This window comes from Pseudomonas sp. CCC3.1 (genome assembly GCF_034347405.1).
In the GTDB taxonomy this organism is placed as follows: Bacteria; Pseudomonadota; Gammaproteobacteria; order Pseudomonadales; family Pseudomonadaceae; genus Aquipseudomonas.
On record NZ_CP133778.1, the window covers coordinates 511353 to 528223 of the forward strand.

The 16871-nt window shown below is 58.2% G+C and carries 12 protein-coding genes and 2 pseudogenes; 3 read left to right on the forward strand and 11 right to left on the reverse strand.

Translation table 11 applies throughout. From position 1 onward, the window contains the following. Nucleotides 1-68: 68 nt before the first annotated feature. Entirely contained in the window at nt 69-1073 is a 1005-nt protein-coding gene (tauA, locus tag RHM56_RS02355; RefSeq protein WP_322238171.1) for a taurine ABC transporter substrate-binding protein, read from the reverse strand. Nucleotides 1074-1256: 183 nt separating this feature from the next. Between tauA and RHM56_RS02360 the strand changes: the two genes are divergently transcribed. Beyond that, nucleotides 1257-2750 (forward strand): PLP-dependent aminotransferase family protein, encoded by a 1494-nt coding sequence (locus RHM56_RS02360; protein ID WP_322238173.1) that lies wholly within the window; start codon nt 1257-1259, stop codon nt 2748-2750. Nucleotides 2751-2872: 122 nt separating this feature from the next. Here RHM56_RS02360 and RHM56_RS02365 read toward each other — a convergent pair whose 3' ends face one another. Beyond that, a complete protein-coding gene (locus tag RHM56_RS02365; protein WP_322238175.1) occupies nt 2873-4183 on the reverse strand; it encodes an aminotransferase class III-fold pyridoxal phosphate-dependent enzyme in 1311 nt (436 codons plus the stop codon). A gap of 191 nt (nt 4184-4374) precedes the next feature. Between RHM56_RS02365 and RHM56_RS02370 the strand changes: the two genes are divergently transcribed. Together RHM56_RS02370 and RHM56_RS02375 are read left to right on the forward strand one after the other, a co-directional pair. Beyond that, complete coding sequence (locus RHM56_RS02370; RefSeq protein WP_322238176.1) at nt 4375-5112, forward strand: sulfite exporter TauE/SafE family protein; 738 nt, start codon at nt 4375-4377, stop codon at nt 5110-5112. Between the two features lie 21 nt (nt 5113-5133). Next, the gene (locus RHM56_RS02375) at nt 5134-5895 is read left to right on the forward strand and encodes an SDR family oxidoreductase (protein ID WP_322238178.1); all 762 of its coding nucleotides are present in this window, start codon (nt 5134-5136) and stop codon (nt 5893-5895) included. A 210-nt stretch (nt 5896-6105) separates the two neighbouring features. Here the strand turns inward: RHM56_RS02375 and RHM56_RS02380 are convergent, their stop codons facing one another. The 9 genes and pseudogenes from RHM56_RS02380 to RHM56_RS02420 form a co-directional block, all read right to left on the reverse strand. After that, complete coding sequence (locus tag RHM56_RS02380) at nt 6106-6531, reverse strand: hypothetical protein (protein WP_322238180.1); 426 nt, start codon at nt 6529-6531, stop codon at nt 6106-6108. A gap of 167 nt (nt 6532-6698) precedes the next feature. After that, nucleotides 6699-8636 (reverse strand): autotransporter domain-containing protein, encoded by a 1938-nt coding sequence (locus RHM56_RS02385; RefSeq protein ID WP_322238182.1) that lies wholly within the window; start codon nt 8634-8636, stop codon nt 6699-6701. A 366-nt stretch (nt 8637-9002) separates the two neighbouring features. After that, nucleotides 9003-9767 carry an amino acid ABC transporter ATP-binding protein gene (locus RHM56_RS02390; RefSeq protein ID WP_322238184.1) on the reverse strand — a complete coding sequence of 255 codons (765 nt, stop codon included), beginning with the start codon at nt 9765-9767 and terminating at the stop codon, nt 9003-9005. A gap of 12 nt (nt 9768-9779) precedes the next feature. Beyond that, entirely contained in the window at nt 9780-10877 is a 1098-nt protein-coding gene (locus tag RHM56_RS02395) for an amino acid ABC transporter permease (RefSeq protein ID WP_322238186.1), read from the reverse strand. A gap of 10 nt (nt 10878-10887) precedes the next feature. After that, nucleotides 10888-11388: pseudogene (locus RHM56_RS02400) on the reverse strand (ABC transporter permease subunit); the annotation flags it as partial. Between the two features lie 19 nt (nt 11389-11407). Continuing rightward, a protein-coding gene (locus tag RHM56_RS02405) for an IS3 family transposase (RefSeq protein WP_322238188.1) occupies nt 11408-12558 on the reverse strand; the annotation gives its coding sequence in 2 pieces (ribosomal slippage) (nt 11408-12315 and nt 12315-12558; 1152 coding nt in all). A 61-nt stretch (nt 12559-12619) separates the two neighbouring features. Next, nucleotides 12620-13303 (reverse strand): annotated as a pseudogene (locus RHM56_RS02410) (ABC transporter permease subunit); the annotation flags it as partial. 70 nt (nt 13304-13373) lie between these two features. Then, entirely contained in the window at nt 13374-14411 is a 1038-nt protein-coding gene (locus RHM56_RS02415) for an amino acid ABC transporter substrate-binding protein (protein ID WP_322241680.1), read from the reverse strand. A gap of 175 nt (nt 14412-14586) precedes the next feature. Beyond that, nucleotides 14587-16692, reverse strand: coding sequence for an FAD-dependent oxidoreductase (locus tag RHM56_RS02420; protein WP_322238190.1), 2106 nt, complete (start codon nt 16690-16692; stop codon nt 14587-14589). Nucleotides 16693-16871 lie beyond the last annotated feature (179 nt).

Here is a 16871-nt window from a genome sequence, read left to right on the forward strand (position 1 = left end):
CGAAGGCTGCGATGGGCTGCGCAGCAGTCCTGCTTTTGAAGCCCCTGCGGCAGCGGCTACAAAGCGGGCTATTTTGTGTTCTGCACAAACGTCGGGTTGATCGCCACGCTGTAGTCGGGCAGCAGCGCGGGGATTTTTTTCTGCGCTTTCAAAAATTCTGCGGTGGCGCTCAAGGCTTTGGCTGCGCCGCCGCCCAGCCAGGTGGCGCTGGCCTGTTCCTGGGCCAGCGGGAACTGGTACAGCGCCAGCACCGCAGGCACTTCTTCAGGCTTGGCCCCGGACTGCTTGGCCACGTTGATCACTTGCGCTGAATCGGCGGTCCAGGTTTTCGGCGCGTTGACGTAGTCCGCCGTGCTGCTCTGCAACACATTGGTAAACGCTTGCATGCCGGGGCCGTTTTGTTCGGCGAATTTTTTATCGACGACCAACCCGTCAAACGTGGCCTTGCCCCAGTTGGTCAATTGACCAGAGGTCAGCAGCACATGGCCGCTTTGCTTGAGGCGGCCCAACGCCGGGTCCCAGATAAAGGCCGCGTCGATGTCACCGCGCTCCCACGCCGCCGGGATGTCCGAGGGTTGCAGGTTGATCACCTTGACCTTGCCGCTCAGGCCGAACTGCTCCAGGGCAAACAGCGCGTGAAAGTGCGTGGTCGAGACAAACGGCACGGCGAGGGTTTTACCGGCCAGGTCTTGCGGTGCGACGATGCCGCTGCCGTTGCGCACCACCAGCGCTTCAGCGTCGGCGATGTTGTCGAGAATCCAGAACAACTGCGCGTCGACCCCGCGACTGACCGCGGCGGCAATCGGGCTGCTGCCTGCCACGCCGATCTGCACATCGCCCGAGGCCATGGCCATCATCACGTCGCCGCCGCTGTCAAAGTTGCGCCACTTGATGTCCCAGCCGGTGGCCTTTTCAAACTCCTTTTGGACGATGGCGTTTTTCCAGGGGGCAAACATGCTCTGCACGCCGATGGTCACGGTTTGTGCGTGCGCCGCAGCGCCAGCGCTCAAGGTCAGTACGGTGAGCGGCAACAAGACAGCACGACGAATCCAGGTATTCAGGGGCTTGAGCATGGTGAGGCTCCAGGAAGGGGAAGACGTTGTTTGAGTCAGCCCGATCTTAGGCGGCGGCCCAAAGCTTGCTTTAGATCCAGTTGCCGCAATCTGTGGTGCCAGAGGTCGCCGCAGGCCTTGTGTGACAAGGGCTGTAGCGAAACAGGTGCGTCATAAGGGTGCGCCGCAAAAGGAGCTTGAACCATGTTGGAGCGTTATTTCCGTCCCTTTGAAGCGGGCCGTGGTTTACAGGAGCAACTGCGCGAGAGCCTGCTCAGCGCAATTCTGGATGGCGCCATGCCGCCCAGCGAGCCCATGCCGTCGTCGCGCAAGCTGTGTGAATTGCTCAAGGTGTCGCGTAACACGGTGGTGCTGGTCTACGAGCAGTTGGTGCAGGATGGCTACTTGATTCCATCGGACCGACGCGGCTACTTCATCAACGAGAAATACCTGCGCCAGCAACTCAACGTCAGCCTCAAACCGGCCACCGAAAAAATCTTCGAGCGCCCCGACCATGCGCCGGACTGGGAAGCGCGACTGCAAAGCCACTCGTCGCAGCTGCGGGCCATCGTCAAACCGCGCAACTGGCGCGAATACCGCTACCCGTTTATCTACGGTCAGGTCGAAGCTGACGAACAGACCGCTGCGCGCTGGCGAGACTGCGCGCGCATCGCCAGCACCGGCGCCCACATGCGCAGCTGGGTTGACGACCAAGTGATGCTCGACGATCCGCTGCTGATTGAGCAGATCATCCAGCGCGTGCTGCCCAAACGCGGGATCAGCGTGTCGGCGCAAGAAGTGCTGGTGACGATCGGCACGCAAAACTCGCTGTACATGCTGGCGCAATTGCTTGGCCGTCCAGGCTTGGTCATGGGGCTGGAAGAGCCCGGCTATGTCGATGCGCGCAACATCTTCAGCCAGAGCGGTTGTGCCCTTAAACCGCTGCGCATCGACCGCCAAGGGCTGGTGGTGAATGAACAGCTCGACGCGTGCGAAATGTTGTTTTGCACCCCCAGCCATCAATCACCGACAGGCGTGACCATGCCGCTGTATCGACGTCTGGAACTGATGGCCAGCGCCCGCGAGCGAGACTTTTTGATCATCGAAGATGACTACGAAAACGAGCAAAATTTTCTGGGCAGTAACCACCCGGCCCTCAAGAGTTTTGATGACAGCGGGCGGGTGATCTATCTGGGCAGCCTGACCAAAAGCCTGTTGCCGGGCGTGCGGTTGGGGTTTATTGCCGCCGATGCCGAGTTGATTCATGAATTGCGGGCGATGCGGCGCTACATCTACCGGCACCCGCCGTCGAACAACCAGCGCACCCTGGCGCTGTTTTTATCGATGGGGCATTACGACGCGCATGCGCGCAGATTGCGTGACCGGTTGGCGCGCAAGTGGCGAGTGATCAGCCGGGCGATGGCCGAGCACTTGCCAGAGGTTCATGCCAGCGGCATGGCGGGCGGTTCATCGCTGTGGGTCAACTGCCCGGCGGGGGTGGATGCGTGGGTGCTGCAACGGCTGGTGGCCAAGCGTGGGGTATTGATTGAGCCGGGCGATATTCATTACGTGAGCGAGCCACGGCCACTCAACTGCTTTCGACTGGGGTTTGGGGCGATTGCCGAAGACTTGATAGAGCCTGGGATAGCCGCGCTGGGTGCGGCTTGGCGGGAGATGCAACAGCGACCTCTTTTGTAACGCGGGCTGAAACCTGTAGGAGCGAGCTTGCCTCGCGATCTTTTGATCCTGGAAAAGATCGCGAGGCAAGCTCGCTCCTACAGGGCTGCGTTCGATTTAATGGCCGCTGTCTTGATGGTTAACTACAAAACATCACGCCCCAAGGTGTCTTTTAGAATGCCGAGCATCGCATCCAGATCCGCCCGTCCAGTGACCAGTGCTGGGGCAAAGATGATCGCGTCGCCCGTGGTTTTTACATGCAGGCCCGCGTCATACAACGCCCGTTGCACCCGTGCGCCTTTTGCTCCCGGTGCGTCTCCCGGTGTCAGTTGAATACCGCTGAGCAACCCGTAGCCCCGCAAGTCACTGACGTGCGGCAAACCTTTCAAAGCACCCAACGATTCCAGAAAGTACGGCGCCAGTTGTGCGCCTTTGTTGAACAGGTCCTCATCGCGGTAAATATCCAGCGAAGCCAACGCGGCCGCGCAGGCGACCGGATGCCCAGAGTAGGTGTAGCCGTGGAAAAATTCCGGGCCGCCCCCTTTGCTGGCGTTGATGACGGTGTCGTAAACCGATTCGTCGACCGCCACCGCGCCCATCGGGATCGCACCATTGGTCAAGGCTTTGGCCATGGTGATGAGGTCGGGCTTGACCTCAAAGCTCTGTGCGGCAAACGCCTGTCCGGTGCGGCCAAAGCCAGTGATGACTTCATCGAAGACCAACAGAATTCCATGTTTGTCGCAGAGCTCGCGCAAGCGTTTGAGGTAACCAACAGGTGGCACGTACACGCCAATTGATCCGGCAATCGGCTCGACAAAACACGCAGCAATGCTGTCGCCGCCGTGCATGGCGATGATCCGTTCCAGGTCGCTGGCCAGGTCGGCGCCGTGCTGCGGCTCACCCAACTGGTAGCGCTGATCTTCTTGCCAGGTGTGGCGCATATGGCTGACGTGGGGCAGGCCGCCTGCGGCAAACGCCTGACGATTGCGCATCATCCCGGACAGCGCGACGCCGCCGAAGTTAACCCCGTGATACGCCCACTCGCGGGACACAAATCGGGTGCGCTGGGCTTCGCCACGTGCGCGGTGGTAGGCCAGGGCAATCTTCATGGCGCTGTCCACCGACTCGGAACCGGAGTTGGTAAAGAACAGTTTGTTCAGGCCCTGTGGCAGCAACTCGCTCAGGCGCTCGGCCAGTTCAAAGGACAGCGGCGAGGCACGTTGAAAATGCGGGGTGAAGTCCAGGGTCAGCAGTTGCTTGCACACCGCTTCGGCAATTTCGGTACGGCCATGGCCAGCGGCGCTGCAAAACAGCCCGGAGCTGCCATCGAGCAACTCGCGACCTTCGGCATTCCAGTAGCGCACGCCCTCGGCGCGGACAAACAACTGCGGTGCGCGCTGGAACTCGCGGTTGTCAGTGAAAGGCATCCATTGGTGGTTCAGATTCGTCGCCATGCGGGTCACTCCTGAGTGAAAGGTCTGGGCGGTCCAGTTGCTCGCAGACTAGTCACGCCAAGGCGTGCGGCTTAGATCCAGTCAGGGGTTTTGATGGGTCCAGTCTTGGCACCATCGAAAGCTCCGGCTGGATCTAAGTCCACGCCTCGCGGCTGACTACAGTGGCGCCATTGAGCCCCCCGGAGCGGTGTATGAACCCTGAAGTCTGTTGGGCCTTGAGCGCGGCGTGTGTGCTGGTGGCGGCGATTGTGCGCGGCTTGACCGGCTTCGGTTTTGCCGCGATTGCAGTGGTGGGGCTGGCGATGCTCGGTTCATTGCAGCGCGCGGTGCCGCTGGTGCTGTTTCTGGAAGTGGCCTCCAGCGTGATGCTGTTGCGCAGCGCCTGGCGCGAAGCGGATTACCGCTTGCTCAAGCGCTTGTTGCTGGCCGCCGCCTGTGGCGTGCCCTGCGGGATTTGGCTGTTGACCGGGCTCGACAGCGGCGGGCTCACGGTCGGCGTGTATGTGCTGGTGGGGTTGCTGGCGATTCTGGGGTTGGCGCGAATTCGCTTGCCCATGGGCGATGGCCGCGCGGGCGCCTGGTTGATTGGCGGCAGCAGCGGCGCGTTGATTGCCGCGTTCTCGATTGGCGGCCCGTTGGTGGTGGCTTGGCTCAGCCATTGCGGGCTGCGGGCACACGCGTTGCGGGCAACCTTGATCATGTTTTTTTTCGCCGTCGATATGGCGGCACTGCTCGGCTTGGCCGCCGCGTCGGCGATCCCCGCGGACACCGCCTGGCAAGCCCTGCTGATGTTGCCCGCCTTGCTGCTCGGGTTGTGGCTGGGCCAGCAATTGTTCCTGCGGGTTCAGGCCGAACAGGCCGCACGTTTCACTCAATGGCTATTGCTGGTGCTGGCAGGCGTAGGCCTGCTGGGCCGGGTGTGGTCCTGACTTTCTCAAAGGAGCTTTTTTATGACCTCGACTGTGTTTATCACCGGCGCCACCTCGGGTTTCGGCGAAGCCTGCGCCCGGCGCTTTGCTGCTGCCGGTTGGTCGCTGGTGCTCACCGGGCGTCGACAAGAGCGCTTGCAGGCGCTGGCTGACGAACTCTCGACGCACACCGAGGTGTTGCCGCTGGTGCTTGATGTTCGTGATCGCGCTGCCATGCAACACGCCATCGAGCAATTGCCGCCCAGCTTCAGCACCTTGCGCGGGCTGATCAACAACGCCGGGCTGGCGCTGGGCACCACGCCAGCGCCGCAGTGCTCGCTCGATGACTGGGACACCATGGTCGACACCAACATCAAAGGCCTGCTGTACAGCACGCGCTTATTGCTGCCGCGTTTGATCGCCCATGGTGCTGGGGCCGGGATCGTGAATGTGGGATCGATTGCGGGTAACTGGCCGTACCCCGGCAGTCACGTGTACGGGGCGAGCAAAGCGTTTGTCCGCCAGTTTTCGCTCAACCTGCGCTGTGATCTGCAAGGCACGGGCGTGCGGGTCACCAACCTTGAGCCGGGGCTGTGCGAAAGCGAGTTTTCACTGGTGCGCTTTGCCGGGGACCAAGCCAAGTACGACGCGGTGTACGCGGGTGCCCAGGCCATCCAGCCCGCGGACATTGCCGAGACGATTTTCTGGATCCTCAACCAGCCCAAGCACATCAACATCAATAGCCTTGAGTTGATGCCCGTGAGCCAGTCGTGGAGCAATTTTGCGATTGAGCGAGCCTCGTAGCAGTTGCCGAGCCTGCGAGGCTACGTCCGATTGCGCAGCGATCGCAAAACCTGATAGCCGGATAGGGCTGAATGATCGCGATAGTCGATTTACGACGACTGCGTCGCCGGACGTAGCCTCGCAGGCTCGGCAACTGCTACGGATTTTTAGGGGATCGGCCTCGTATATTTCTGCGTATGTGTATCGAAATTCGGTTGCTGACGGTCAAGGTCAAAGCAATTGGATATTAAAAAACTTCAGCAGAATGAAGTGGCTGGCTATGACTAAGAACACCAGCGCTATATAGGTTTTGAATCTGAAAGAGGGCAGGGTGCCCATAAAGAATTTGTAGAAGATATAAACCGCTGCAACGGCCCCTGCGGCAAATCCGAGGGCTCTGAATACCAGGCCATGATTTAAGCTCCAGACCGCCCCATAGCCTAAAAACACGATGAAGAGCACATACACCAACATGGCAATGCCATCTGCTTTTGTGAGTGTGTTTATGCCTTCGCGTTCGTTGCTGGCGACATGGTTTTCAATGGCCCTGACAGCGTCCGCCTCGGTGAAATGCTCACCGCCCAGTCCGTCGTGCCAGCGCTCGCCCTGTTTATAAATGCGCTGTGGGGCAGCTTCTACCTTATTAACCTTGGCCATTGTTCTAATTCCTTGTGAGTGTCACCTGCCCATTCCTTGTGTCGCGCAATGGGCGTGGCGCGGCGCAAAAGTTTGCCTGCTGTTTAGCGTTTGCTCAAGCGATCTGCCATGAGCCTGCCTGGAACAAAAGCCGGGGCGCCTGAGCGCCTCCGGCTAACAGCGAGGGCTCAGAACAACCATTGGGCGCCGAGGGAGTAGCCGGTCTGGCTGCCTTCGTCGTTGCCCATGCGACCGTTGATCTCGGCGTACAGCCCCAGTTGCGGGGTGATGGCGAGTTGGCTGCCGACTTGAGCGCGGCCATAGCTCTTGTCGACGCGGCCCAAGCGAGCGCCGCGTGCCTGGCCGTCGGCCTGGCTGGTCAGCAGGATGTCGTCCAGACGTCCGTCGCCCATTTCCTTGACCCAGGCAATGTCGCCATAGGGTTGCAGGCTCATGTCGGCAGGCAGGTCGAAGACGCCACGGGCGCGCCAGCCGAGGCTGGCTTGCAGTGAGTCAAAGCTCTGCTCTTGATAGGTGAGGGCGGTGCGCAGGTCCTGTTTCTCGTGGAACGTGTCGATGCGGTAGTGGCTGTAGTCGAGACCGGCGAAGGGGCCGCTTTTGAGTGGGCCGAAGTCGAAGTCATAACCGCCGATCACCCGGGCGCCGAGGCTGAGGGCGTCGGTTTGGCCGGTCAGTTTCTGGCTCAGCAACACAGGGCCGCCGTTGGCTTGAATCACCAGGTTGCGCTTGCTGTCGAAGCTGCTGTGGCCCGCGTTCAGGTCGCCTGCCAGCCAGAGTGGGCCGCCGTCATTGAGCAAGGCGTAGATCGCAGCCTGCCAGCTTTCGCTATCCAGTTTGCCGCCACGCTCCAGTTTGTCGCGACCGTTGAGGTAGCTGAGGCTGGCGCCGATGCTCAGGCTTGAGGTCAGTTGGTAGTCGCCCAGCGCATGCAGGCCAAGACGGCGTCCTTCGTTGAACGGGCCGCTGTCAGCGGTGTATTCGCCATCGATGCCGATTTCGCCATCGAAGCTGCCCACGTCACGGCTGGCCGATTGCAGGGTCAGCCAGCGGCGATCCAGCAGGTTGACTTGCGCCTGATGCTGGCGTTGCAGGTTGTCTTGCTGGGCCCGCGCAACAGCGCCGCCAGAGGCGGTAGAGGCCATCAAGTCGGCGTTGGTCAGCTCCAGTACCAAGCGGCTGAGCAGTCGCGAGTAGTCGCGCAGGCGCTGGTCGATACGCTCTTGGCCGAAGGCGTTGGTGAGTACGGTTTCGTTGTCTTTTTTCGGGTCATGCCAGGTCGCACCGCCCGGGATGGCCGGGTTGTCGGTCTGGGTGTAACCGTCCATGTCGCCGAGTTCCCAGTTGGTGGCTTCGACGTAGAGGATGGGGATTTTCAGCGCTTCGAACGCTTCACCATCACTGCAGCAGCCGGTGCCGGCCGGGTAAGCGGGATCGAGCCCAGGGTTGGTGAACAGGTTGATGTTGAGCTCTTTGGCGAGCGTGAACGCATGCTCGCGCAACGAGTTCAGGCCTGGGTCGCTGACGCTGTTCTGGCCGGAGTGGGCGTACATCATGTCGCCGGTGATCAGGCTGTCGAGGTTGATCATGGCCAGCATGTTTTCGCGCTGGCTGACGTTCAGGCTTTTGACGAAGGCTTTGGAGCCTTGCAAGCCTTCCTCTTCAGCGCCAAAGCCGATGATTTGCAGCCCGTACTCCAACGGCACGCCGTTGAGGTTGCGAGCGATTTCGGTGAGTACGCTGGCGCCGGAGCCGTTGTCATCCAGACCTTGCAGGGTCGGGCGGCCAAAGTAGGTATCGAAGTGGGCGCCGACCACCACGTATTGCGGTTGGGTGCCCGCGGCATAGGCGATTACGTTTTGCGAGCTGCGGCTGTTACCCGTGCCCCAGGAAAAATCCTGGCGGCTGATGCTGTAGGCATCGCCCATCTGGCTTTGCATCAAGTCAGCGGCACCGGCGAAATTGGCCGTGCCGCGGTAGCGGCCCGGATAGTCGTTTATCAGCTTATCGAGGGTAGTAGCAGCATGTTCGCCGTAGTTGTAAGCATGGCTTGACGTTGACAGCAGGGCGCCAGCCACACTGATAGCGAGTGCGAGGGGTTTAATCACAATGTCATCCTTGGAGTTATAGGTATTAGGCAAGTCATCCATTTGCAGGATGTGCGCCCTCTATGGGGTGTGCGTGGCACATTGACGCACTGTATTAAGCGTTTGTCGCTCCTGTATAAACTAGCGCGCTTTTAGCGCCCTCAACGCCGTTTTTGCGACGATGCAGTGGCTCAAAATCGGGCAGGTCCGAGGGAATATGCTGCGAAAAGTAGCACTGTGCTATCAGTCGTTAAGCCAGCAGCTCATCAAGGCTCTGCAAAGTCACTGAGGTCGGCCCCCTGTAGGAGCGAGCTTGTCTCGCGAGCTTTTAGAAGATCAAAAGATCGCGAGACAAGCTCGCTCCTACAGTCGGCCGTGTGCAGTTGTTTAGTGCAGTATCTGGCTCAAGAACACCTGGGTCCGTTCATTCTGCGGGTTATCGAAGAAGTCATTCGGTGCTGCCTGTTCCACGATCTCGCCTCTGTCCATGAAGATCACACGGTCGGCCACTGTGCGTGCAAAGCCCATTTCGTGTGTCACGCAGAGCATGGTCATGCCGTCCTCGGCCAGGCCGATCATGGTGTCCAGCACCTCTTTGACCATTTCCGGGTCCAGTGCTGAAGTCGGCTCATCGAACAGCATGATGGTGGGCTTCATGCACAAGGCACGGGCGATGGCCACACGCTGTTGCTGGCCTCCGGACAATTGTCCGGGGAACTTGTGGGCTTGCTCCGGAATACGCACGCGCTCCAGATAATGCATGGCGATTTCTTCGGCCTGGCGCTTGGGCATCTTGCGAACCCACATTGGCGCCAACGTGCAGTTTTGCAGGATGGTCAGGTGCGGGAAGAGGTTGAAGTGCTGAAACACCATGCCCACTTCACGGCGGATCGCTTCGATCTGCTTGAGGTCGTTGGTCAACTCCACGCCATCAACCACGATGCGACCCTGTTGGTGCTCTTCGAGGCGATTAAGGCAGCGGATGGTGGTGGATTTGCCGGAACCCGACGGGCCGCACAGCACGATGCGCTCGCCCTGCTTGACGTTCAGGTTGATGTCTTTCAATACGTGGAACTGGGCGTACCACTTGTTGACGTCCTGCATCTGGATAATGCCTTCAGGGCTAGCAGGCTTTTTGATTGCTTCACTCATGCCGAACTCCTACTAACGCTTATGACCGGTGTCGAGCTTGCGTTCCAAATGCATGGAATAGCGCGACATGCCAAAACAGAAAATCCAGAACACCAGGGCGGCGAACACATAGCCTTCAGTGGCCATGCCCAGCCATTTCGGATCGGCGGCGGCTTGCTTGACGCTGTTGAGCAGGTCAAACAAACCGATGATGATCACCAGGCTCGTGTCCTTGAACAGCGCAATAAAGGTATTAACGATGCCCGGAATCACCAGCTTCAAGGCTTGCGGCAAGATCACCAGGCCCATGCTGCGCCAGTAACCCAGGCCCATTGCCGCCGCTGCTTCGTACTGGCCCTTGGGGATTGCCTGTAAACCACCGCGCACCACTTCGGCCACGTAGGCAGACTGAAACAGGATTACGCCGATCAAGGCCCGCAGCAATTTGTCGAAGTTCATGCCTTCGGGCAGAAACAGCGGCAGCATCACCGATGACATGAACAGCACCGTAATCAATGGCACGCCGCGCCAGAACTCGATGAAGGTCACGCAGACCACCCGAATCGCTGGCAGGTTAGAACGGCGCCCCAACGCGAGCACGATGCCTAAGGGCAAAGCGCCTGCAATGCCTACGGTGGCGATCACCAGTGTCAGCATCAGCCCGCCCCATTGGCTGGTCGCCACGCTGGTCAGGCCCCAGTAGCCGCCATGCAGCAGGGTGAAGGCCACAACCGGGTAAACCACCAGAAAGCCCAGCCCGTAAATGGCCTTGTGCGTAAAGCGCGAGATAAACAACGGCGCAGTGCCGATGATGGCCAACCACACGGTCAGGTCGACGCGCCAGCGCAGGTCACCCGGGTAGTAGCCGTACATGAATTGTCCGAAGCGCTGTTGGATGAACACCCAGCAGGCGCCCGACTGGGTACAGTCGGCGCGGGTGCTGCCCACCCAGTTGGCGTCAAGGATCGCCCACTGCACCAGCGGCGGCACTGTCAGGTACAGCAGGTAGAACGCCAGCAGGGTCAGCAGCGTGTTGAACCCACCCGAGAACAGGTTGGCGCGCATCCACGCTATCGGCCCGAACACCTTGTTTGGGGGCGGCAAGTCGGGTTTGAAACAATGAGCACTCATGGCCGTCTCCTTAGCGTTCGGTCAGCGCGATGCGCTTGTTGTAAGCGTTCATCAGCAGAGAAATGCTGATGCTGATGGCCAGGTAGACGCTCATGGTGATAGCAATGACTTCAATGGCCTGACCGGTCTGGTTGAGCACCGTGCCGGCAAACAACGAGACCATTTCCGGATAACCGATCCCAGCCGCCAATGACGAGTTTTTTGCCAGGTTGAGGTATTGGCTGGTCAGCGGCGGAATGATCACTCGCAGGGCTTGCGGGATGATGACCTTGCGCAGCGTCGGCCCGGGTCTCAGGCCCAGGGAGCGTGCAGCTTCAGTCTGACCGTGGCTGACGGACGTGATGCCCGAACGCACGATCTCGGCGATAAACGCTGCGGTGTACACGGTCAGGGCCAAGGTAAGCGCCAGCAGTTCAGGAATCAGTACCCAGCCACCGACAAAATTGAAACCTTGCAGCGTGGGCGTTTCCCAGTGCAGCGGCGTGCCGAAGACCAAAGCGCACAACGCTGGATGAATCGCCCCGGATTATCTAGACACCCTGCAAGCTCATTGCGTAACGCTTTTCAAACTCTACCGGCGACAGCTGATTGTTGAAACCATGACGGCGTTTTGCGTTGTAGAACATCTCGATGTAATCGAACACATCACTACGAGCATCTTCCCGTGTGGTGTAGATTTTCCGCTTGATCCGTTCCCGTTTCAGAAGCTGAAAAAAGCTCTCGGCCACGGCATTGTCATGACAGTTGCCTCGGCGACTCATGCTGGCAACCAAATTGTTCGCTTTCAAAAAACTGCGCCAATCTGAACTGCTGTACTGGCTGCCCTGGTCGCTGTGAACCATCACCTCCTGCTTCGGTTTTCGCCTCCAAACCGCCATCAATAATGCATCAATGGCCAAATCACTGGTCATCTGCGACTTCATTGACCAGCCAACGATCTGACGAGAAAACAGATCCAGCACCACTGCCAAATACAGCCAGCCTTCATACGTGCGAATGTAGGTGATGTCGGTGACCCAAACCTTGTTGGGTTCTACGACATCGAACTGGCGCCTCAGCAAATTGGGTGCGGCGACAGCTGGTTTACCGCCGTACTTTCCAGGGCGACGTCGATACCCTGTCTGAGAGCGCAGCCCTTCAAGACGCATCAGCCTCGCCACACGATGGCGACCACAGTCTTCACCGACCTCGCGCAGATCGTCATGGATTTTGCGATAGCCATAAACGCCGCCGCTCTCCAGCCAGGAATGCTTGATCAAACCCAGCAGTCGCTGGTCGTCTTTGGCGCGTACCGATTGCGGCTCAGACAGCCAGGCGTAATAACCGCTGGGATGGACTTTCAGCGTCAGGCAAAGCCGTCGAATCGAATAGTCGCCCGCATGCTGCTTGATAAAGGCGTACTTCAACCGCACTCCTTGGCAAAGTACGCGGCGGCCTTTTTTAATATGTCTCGCTCTTCAGTGACGCGCTTGAGTTCCGCCCGCAGACGACGCAGCTCAGCGTGCTGATCGTAATCCTGCTGCCGTTCTTCTTGAGGTTTGCTGTAGCGCTTTATCCAGGCATATAGGCTATGCGTCGACACGCCGAGACGGGCCGCTACATCAGCGACAGGCAGCCGCTTTTCGGTCACTTGATTGACCGCTTGGATTTTGAATTCTTCGGGATAACGTGGGTTGCTCATGGCACCTCCTAATTGGCCTCAGTTTAAGGCAAAGAGGTGTCTACGAAACCCGGGGCGACTCAGGAATCAGGATGAGCAGCGCCACACCGGCCCAAAATTTATGGAACGCTACACCGGAGGCTTCAAAACGTTGGTTGGCCCAACGCACCATCAACCCAGTAGCGACGAGGGCAAGCACCACACTAATTGCAAAGGGCCAAAAGCCGTCAGCCGCCAGCGCTGCGGGCAGGTTCAGCCCACGGCTACTGACAAAGAAGGTGTCATTGAAACTATGGCTATTGCGCGGCCCAGGCATGCTCAGGAACACGGCGAAGTACCAGAACAGGATTTGCAGCAGCGGCGGAATATTGCGGAACACCTCCACATACACCGTCGCCAATTTGTTGATCATCCAATTGGGGGACAAACGCGCCACGCCGATGATGAAGCCGAGGAGGGTTGCCAGGACCACGCCAATCACCGTGACCAGCAAGGTGTTAAGCAACCCGATGACGAAGACCCGGGCATAGCTGTCCGATTCGGTGTAATTGATTAAATGTTGAGCGATACCGAAACCGGCACTGCGCTCAAGAAACTCGAAGCCCGAGGTAATCCCTCGGTGTTGCAGGTTGGTCTGGGTGTTATTGAACAGGTACCAGCCCAGTGAAACGACCGCCACAATCGTGATGATCTGAAATAGCCACTCACGCACTTTGGGATCGCTGAAGCGCAGCTTCTGCTTGGGCGCGACGATTAGGTTTTGCATGGAATGCCCCGAAAAAAAGCAACAGAACATCACCCGGCGGTTAACCGCCGGGCGACAACACGCTCAACGATCAGCGCACAGGCGGTGCGTATTGAATGCCGCCGTTGTTCCATAGAGCGTTTAGCCCACGGTCGATTTGCAGAGGGCTGCCCATTCCCAGGTTTCTCTCAAAGATTTCGCCGTAGTTACCGACTTGCTTGACGATCTGTACGACCCAGTCCTTGCGCAGGTTCAGGTCTTTGCCGTATTCACCGTCGGCACCCAGTAGGCGGGCTACGTCCGGGTTTTTGCTGGTCTTGGCTTGGTCTTCAACGTTCTTCGAGGTAATGCCCGCTTCTTCAGCGTTGAGCATGGCGTAGCCAACCCAGCGCACGATGGCCAGCCAGTCGTCGTCGCCGTTTCGCACAATAGGACCCAACGGCTCTTTGGAAATGGTTTCTGGCAGTACGACGTAATCCGCAGGGTCGGCCAGTTTGCTGCGCTGTGCGTAGAGTTGCGACTTGTCGGAACTCAGTGCGTCACAACGACCGGATTCCAGCGACTTGGCGCTTTCATCGGAGGTGTCGAAGGTGATCGGCTTGTACTTCAGATTGTTGGCGCGAAAGTAGTCGGAAACGTTCAGCTCGGTGGTGGTACCGGCGAGGATGCAGAGGGTTGCACCGTCCAGTTCCTTGGCACTTTTTATGCCTGTTTTTTTGTTAACCAAGAAGCCAACACCGTCGTAGTAGGCGATAAAACCCGGGAATTTCATGCCCATTCCTGCATCGCGGGAGCTGGTCATGGTGGTGTTGCGCGACAAGATGTCGATTTCGCCCGATTGCAGGGCCGTGAAACGCTCCTTGGCATTCAACTGGCTGAATTTGACCTTGGTGGCGTCACCAAAAACGGCGGCTGCAACCGCGCGGCACACGTCAGCATCTATCCCCAGGATCTTGCCGTGGGCATCCGGAACGGAGAAGCCTGGTAAACCATCGGAGACACCGCATTGAATAAAACCTTTCTTCTGGATGGCGTCCAGCGTGGCGCCCGCTATGGCCGCGCTGCTAAGACCCATCATGGAAGTGGCGGTGAGTGCAAACCAAGCAAGTTTCGATTTGTTCATTCCAATACCTCATGTTGTTTTCATTGTTGTTGTTATCAAAAACTTGAGTGTTTTCGCGTTCAGTCATAGGTGTTAGCGGACTAAATTCCTGTCTAATTAAGCGTGCTGCAATAAAGTCGATGGTTGGTTAAAAAGCCCATAGCTAAGAACGTGGGTTGATAGCCGTGGTAACACTCGAAGACTACAAGTCATTAATAATTTTTTTATTTACGTACAGCCCTGAAAGAGCAGATGCTCTTGCCAGAAGAAGTTCCTGGACCAAGGAGGCCCAGACTAATCCCTGTGTTGTGCCACCGGCATAAGTTGCTCCGGCGGCAACGCGATTGAATGCGCACCAATGCACAATCGACAGTCCATCTTGAGTGCCGGGCCGGGCGCATTCAATGATCTGTAAGTTGTCACTTTCGATTGCCTTGGCGTAAGAGTTTGGAAAGTGCCGAGCAACAGCGGCCAAGCACGCCGCGAGTATGTGTTGTTTATCAGCTGGGGCTGAATCGGGCGGCACTTGCCCGGCGGAGACAAGAATGAAGTCTGCGTCCAGGCGGCAGTTCATGACGCCGATTGGCAGCTCGTAGTGCAGCTTGACCCCGCGCAGGTTGGCACCTTCGTTGCCGACAGCGATCAATTTGAAAAACCAGCCTGTAATCGGCACGACGTCTGGTTGTTCAACCCCCATGGCCGTGACGACGAAGTGCTCTCTGCTCAGTTCGGTAATTTGCCCCCGACTCAGATGCTGAGGCAGAAACCGAACCCCGGCGCGCTGCAAAAGCGTCACCAGTTCGGCCATCACCTCGACAAACTCCAGATCGTAGCCCGATACCTCAATAGCCCGACTTATCCCGGAGATTCCATACCTTGCCTGGAATTGCTGCGGGCTGATCTCCAGGAAATCGCCTCCCGGCTTGCCACTCGGCCAAGGTGTATTTTCAATCGCGTATTGCTCGCGAATGGCAGCGTCTACGCCCTCGGCACCTTCCCTATAGGCCCGTACAATGTGCGCCTTGGCGAAAGGTCGCAGCGATGGATTATCGGCCAGGAGTTTTTCAAACAGCTCGATGCCTGCGCGATTGCATTCAATGGCCAAGTGCTGATTGGCGGGGAGCAGGTGGTCGTTATGCAGCGGTTTTGCCACCGTTTCCGTTGCAGAGAGGTGGCGCATGTTGACGTTCTTGTGACTGGCGCCATCGTTCTCCTGAGCCCCACCGTAGACCGTGACCTGATAATTCGCCAAGCGGCACATCACCGCCTGGAGTAGACCATTGATACCTCTGCCAATGATCGACACGCTGGGCGCACCGGCTTGCACGGGCTTGGAGGGGATCATCAATGAGTGCGTACATTTACGCCTGACCAGACCCCGCAAGGCCGCAAGGCTCAGTTGCACGCAGACGGCATAGTCAAGGTCGCGATGACAGGCTTGCGTGGTTGCCGCCTGTGTCGTTAGCGTCGCGGGCTTGCACCAGCTTGAGGTGCTACAGCCGAGTGCTTGGGTGCGCACACGAAATGCATCCAGGGTCGTGGGGCCGTAGTCCACGATCAATTGGATGCCTTCAGCTTCTGCCAGGGTCTGCAAAGCAGCATCGCTGAAGACCTCCGGTTTGGCGACACAAACCACGCGGGCCTGGGGGTGCAGGCTCTGAATGAGGGCGCGATCAATGCAGTGTCTGGATTCGTCATTCAGTGACAAACAGATCGCGACTGCATGGGCCCCTTGCAGTGCTTCAAGCCAGTCAACGACAAATGAGACTCGGTTGATAGGTGCTGGCGCATGGCCGTGGCGCACTAATACCGTGATCCGAATATCCGGATCTTGCTCAAGTAACACGTTAACCAACGCCTTGCCGACATTGCCGTATCCCAGCACGCAAATCTCACGTGCTATGCAGCCATCGGCGAGAGTCAGCCAGTGCGCGATATAGGCCGAGACATGTGGCGCGTTGACCCCCGGCGTATTGACCACCTGAATATGGTTGGGGGCGCACAGATCCAGCCGCACTTTATCCAGACTCGCCCCTCTGCGAATCAGAAAAAGGTCTCCAAATGGGTGGGAAGTGCGCCATTGGTCAATCACCTCGGCATCAATGGTTTGATCTCCGACAACGATGGTTGATGGACGCAGAAGTGCGATCTGTATAAGCAGCGTTTGCTTGTTTAATGTTGGGGGCAGAAATACGACATTGCTGGGTGCATCAGTTTTCCAGCCGTTGGACACCGGTGCGATATGCAAGATATTTTCGGTAATGGCAATAAGTGATGCAGCAACTGGCGGAACGCAAGAGGGTCTCATAGCGTTATCTCCAACACTTCTGACCTGTTAACACCCCACGCAGAGGCATTTAATAAAGTTTGGCTTTACACAAGCAAATTTTGGATTTTTCTGAGGGGTTCTTCTGAAAGTAGTGACCAACTCTCAAGAAGTTTCGAATGGAGTATGACTAACGTCAAAAGCATACTTGGCAGGTAGCA

Bases quoted from the DNA above. Each gene is read 5' to 3' on its own strand.
- tauA (WP_322238171.1), bottom strand. From the start codon at position 1,073: ATGCTCAAGCCCCTGAATACCTGGATTCGTCGTGCTGTCTTGTTGCCG.
- RHM56_RS02360 (WP_322238173.1), top strand. From the start codon at position 1,257: ATGTTGGAGCGTTATTTCCGTCCCTTTGAAGCGGGCCGTGGTTTACAG.
- RHM56_RS02365 (WP_322238175.1), bottom strand. From the start codon at position 4,183: ATGGCGACGAATCTGAACCACCAATGGATGCCTTTCACTGACAACCGC.
- RHM56_RS02370 (WP_322238176.1), top strand. From the start codon at position 4,375: ATGAACCCTGAAGTCTGTTGGGCCTTGAGCGCGGCGTGTGTGCTGGTG.
- RHM56_RS02375 (WP_322238178.1), top strand. From the start codon at position 5,134: ATGACCTCGACTGTGTTTATCACCGGCGCCACCTCGGGTTTCGGCGAA.
- RHM56_RS02380 (WP_322238180.1), bottom strand. From the start codon at position 6,531: ATGGCCAAGGTTAATAAGGTAGAAGCTGCCCCACAGCGCATTTATAAA.
- RHM56_RS02390 (WP_322238184.1), bottom strand. From the start codon at position 9,767: ATGAGTGAAGCAATCAAAAAGCCTGCTAGCCCTGAAGGCATTATCCAG.
- RHM56_RS02395 (WP_322238186.1), bottom strand. From the start codon at position 10,877: ATGAGTGCTCATTGTTTCAAACCCGACTTGCCGCCCCCAAACAAGGTG.
- RHM56_RS02420 (WP_322238190.1), bottom strand. From the start codon at position 16,692: ATGAGACCCTCTTGCGTTCCGCCAGTTGCTGCATCACTTATTGCCATT.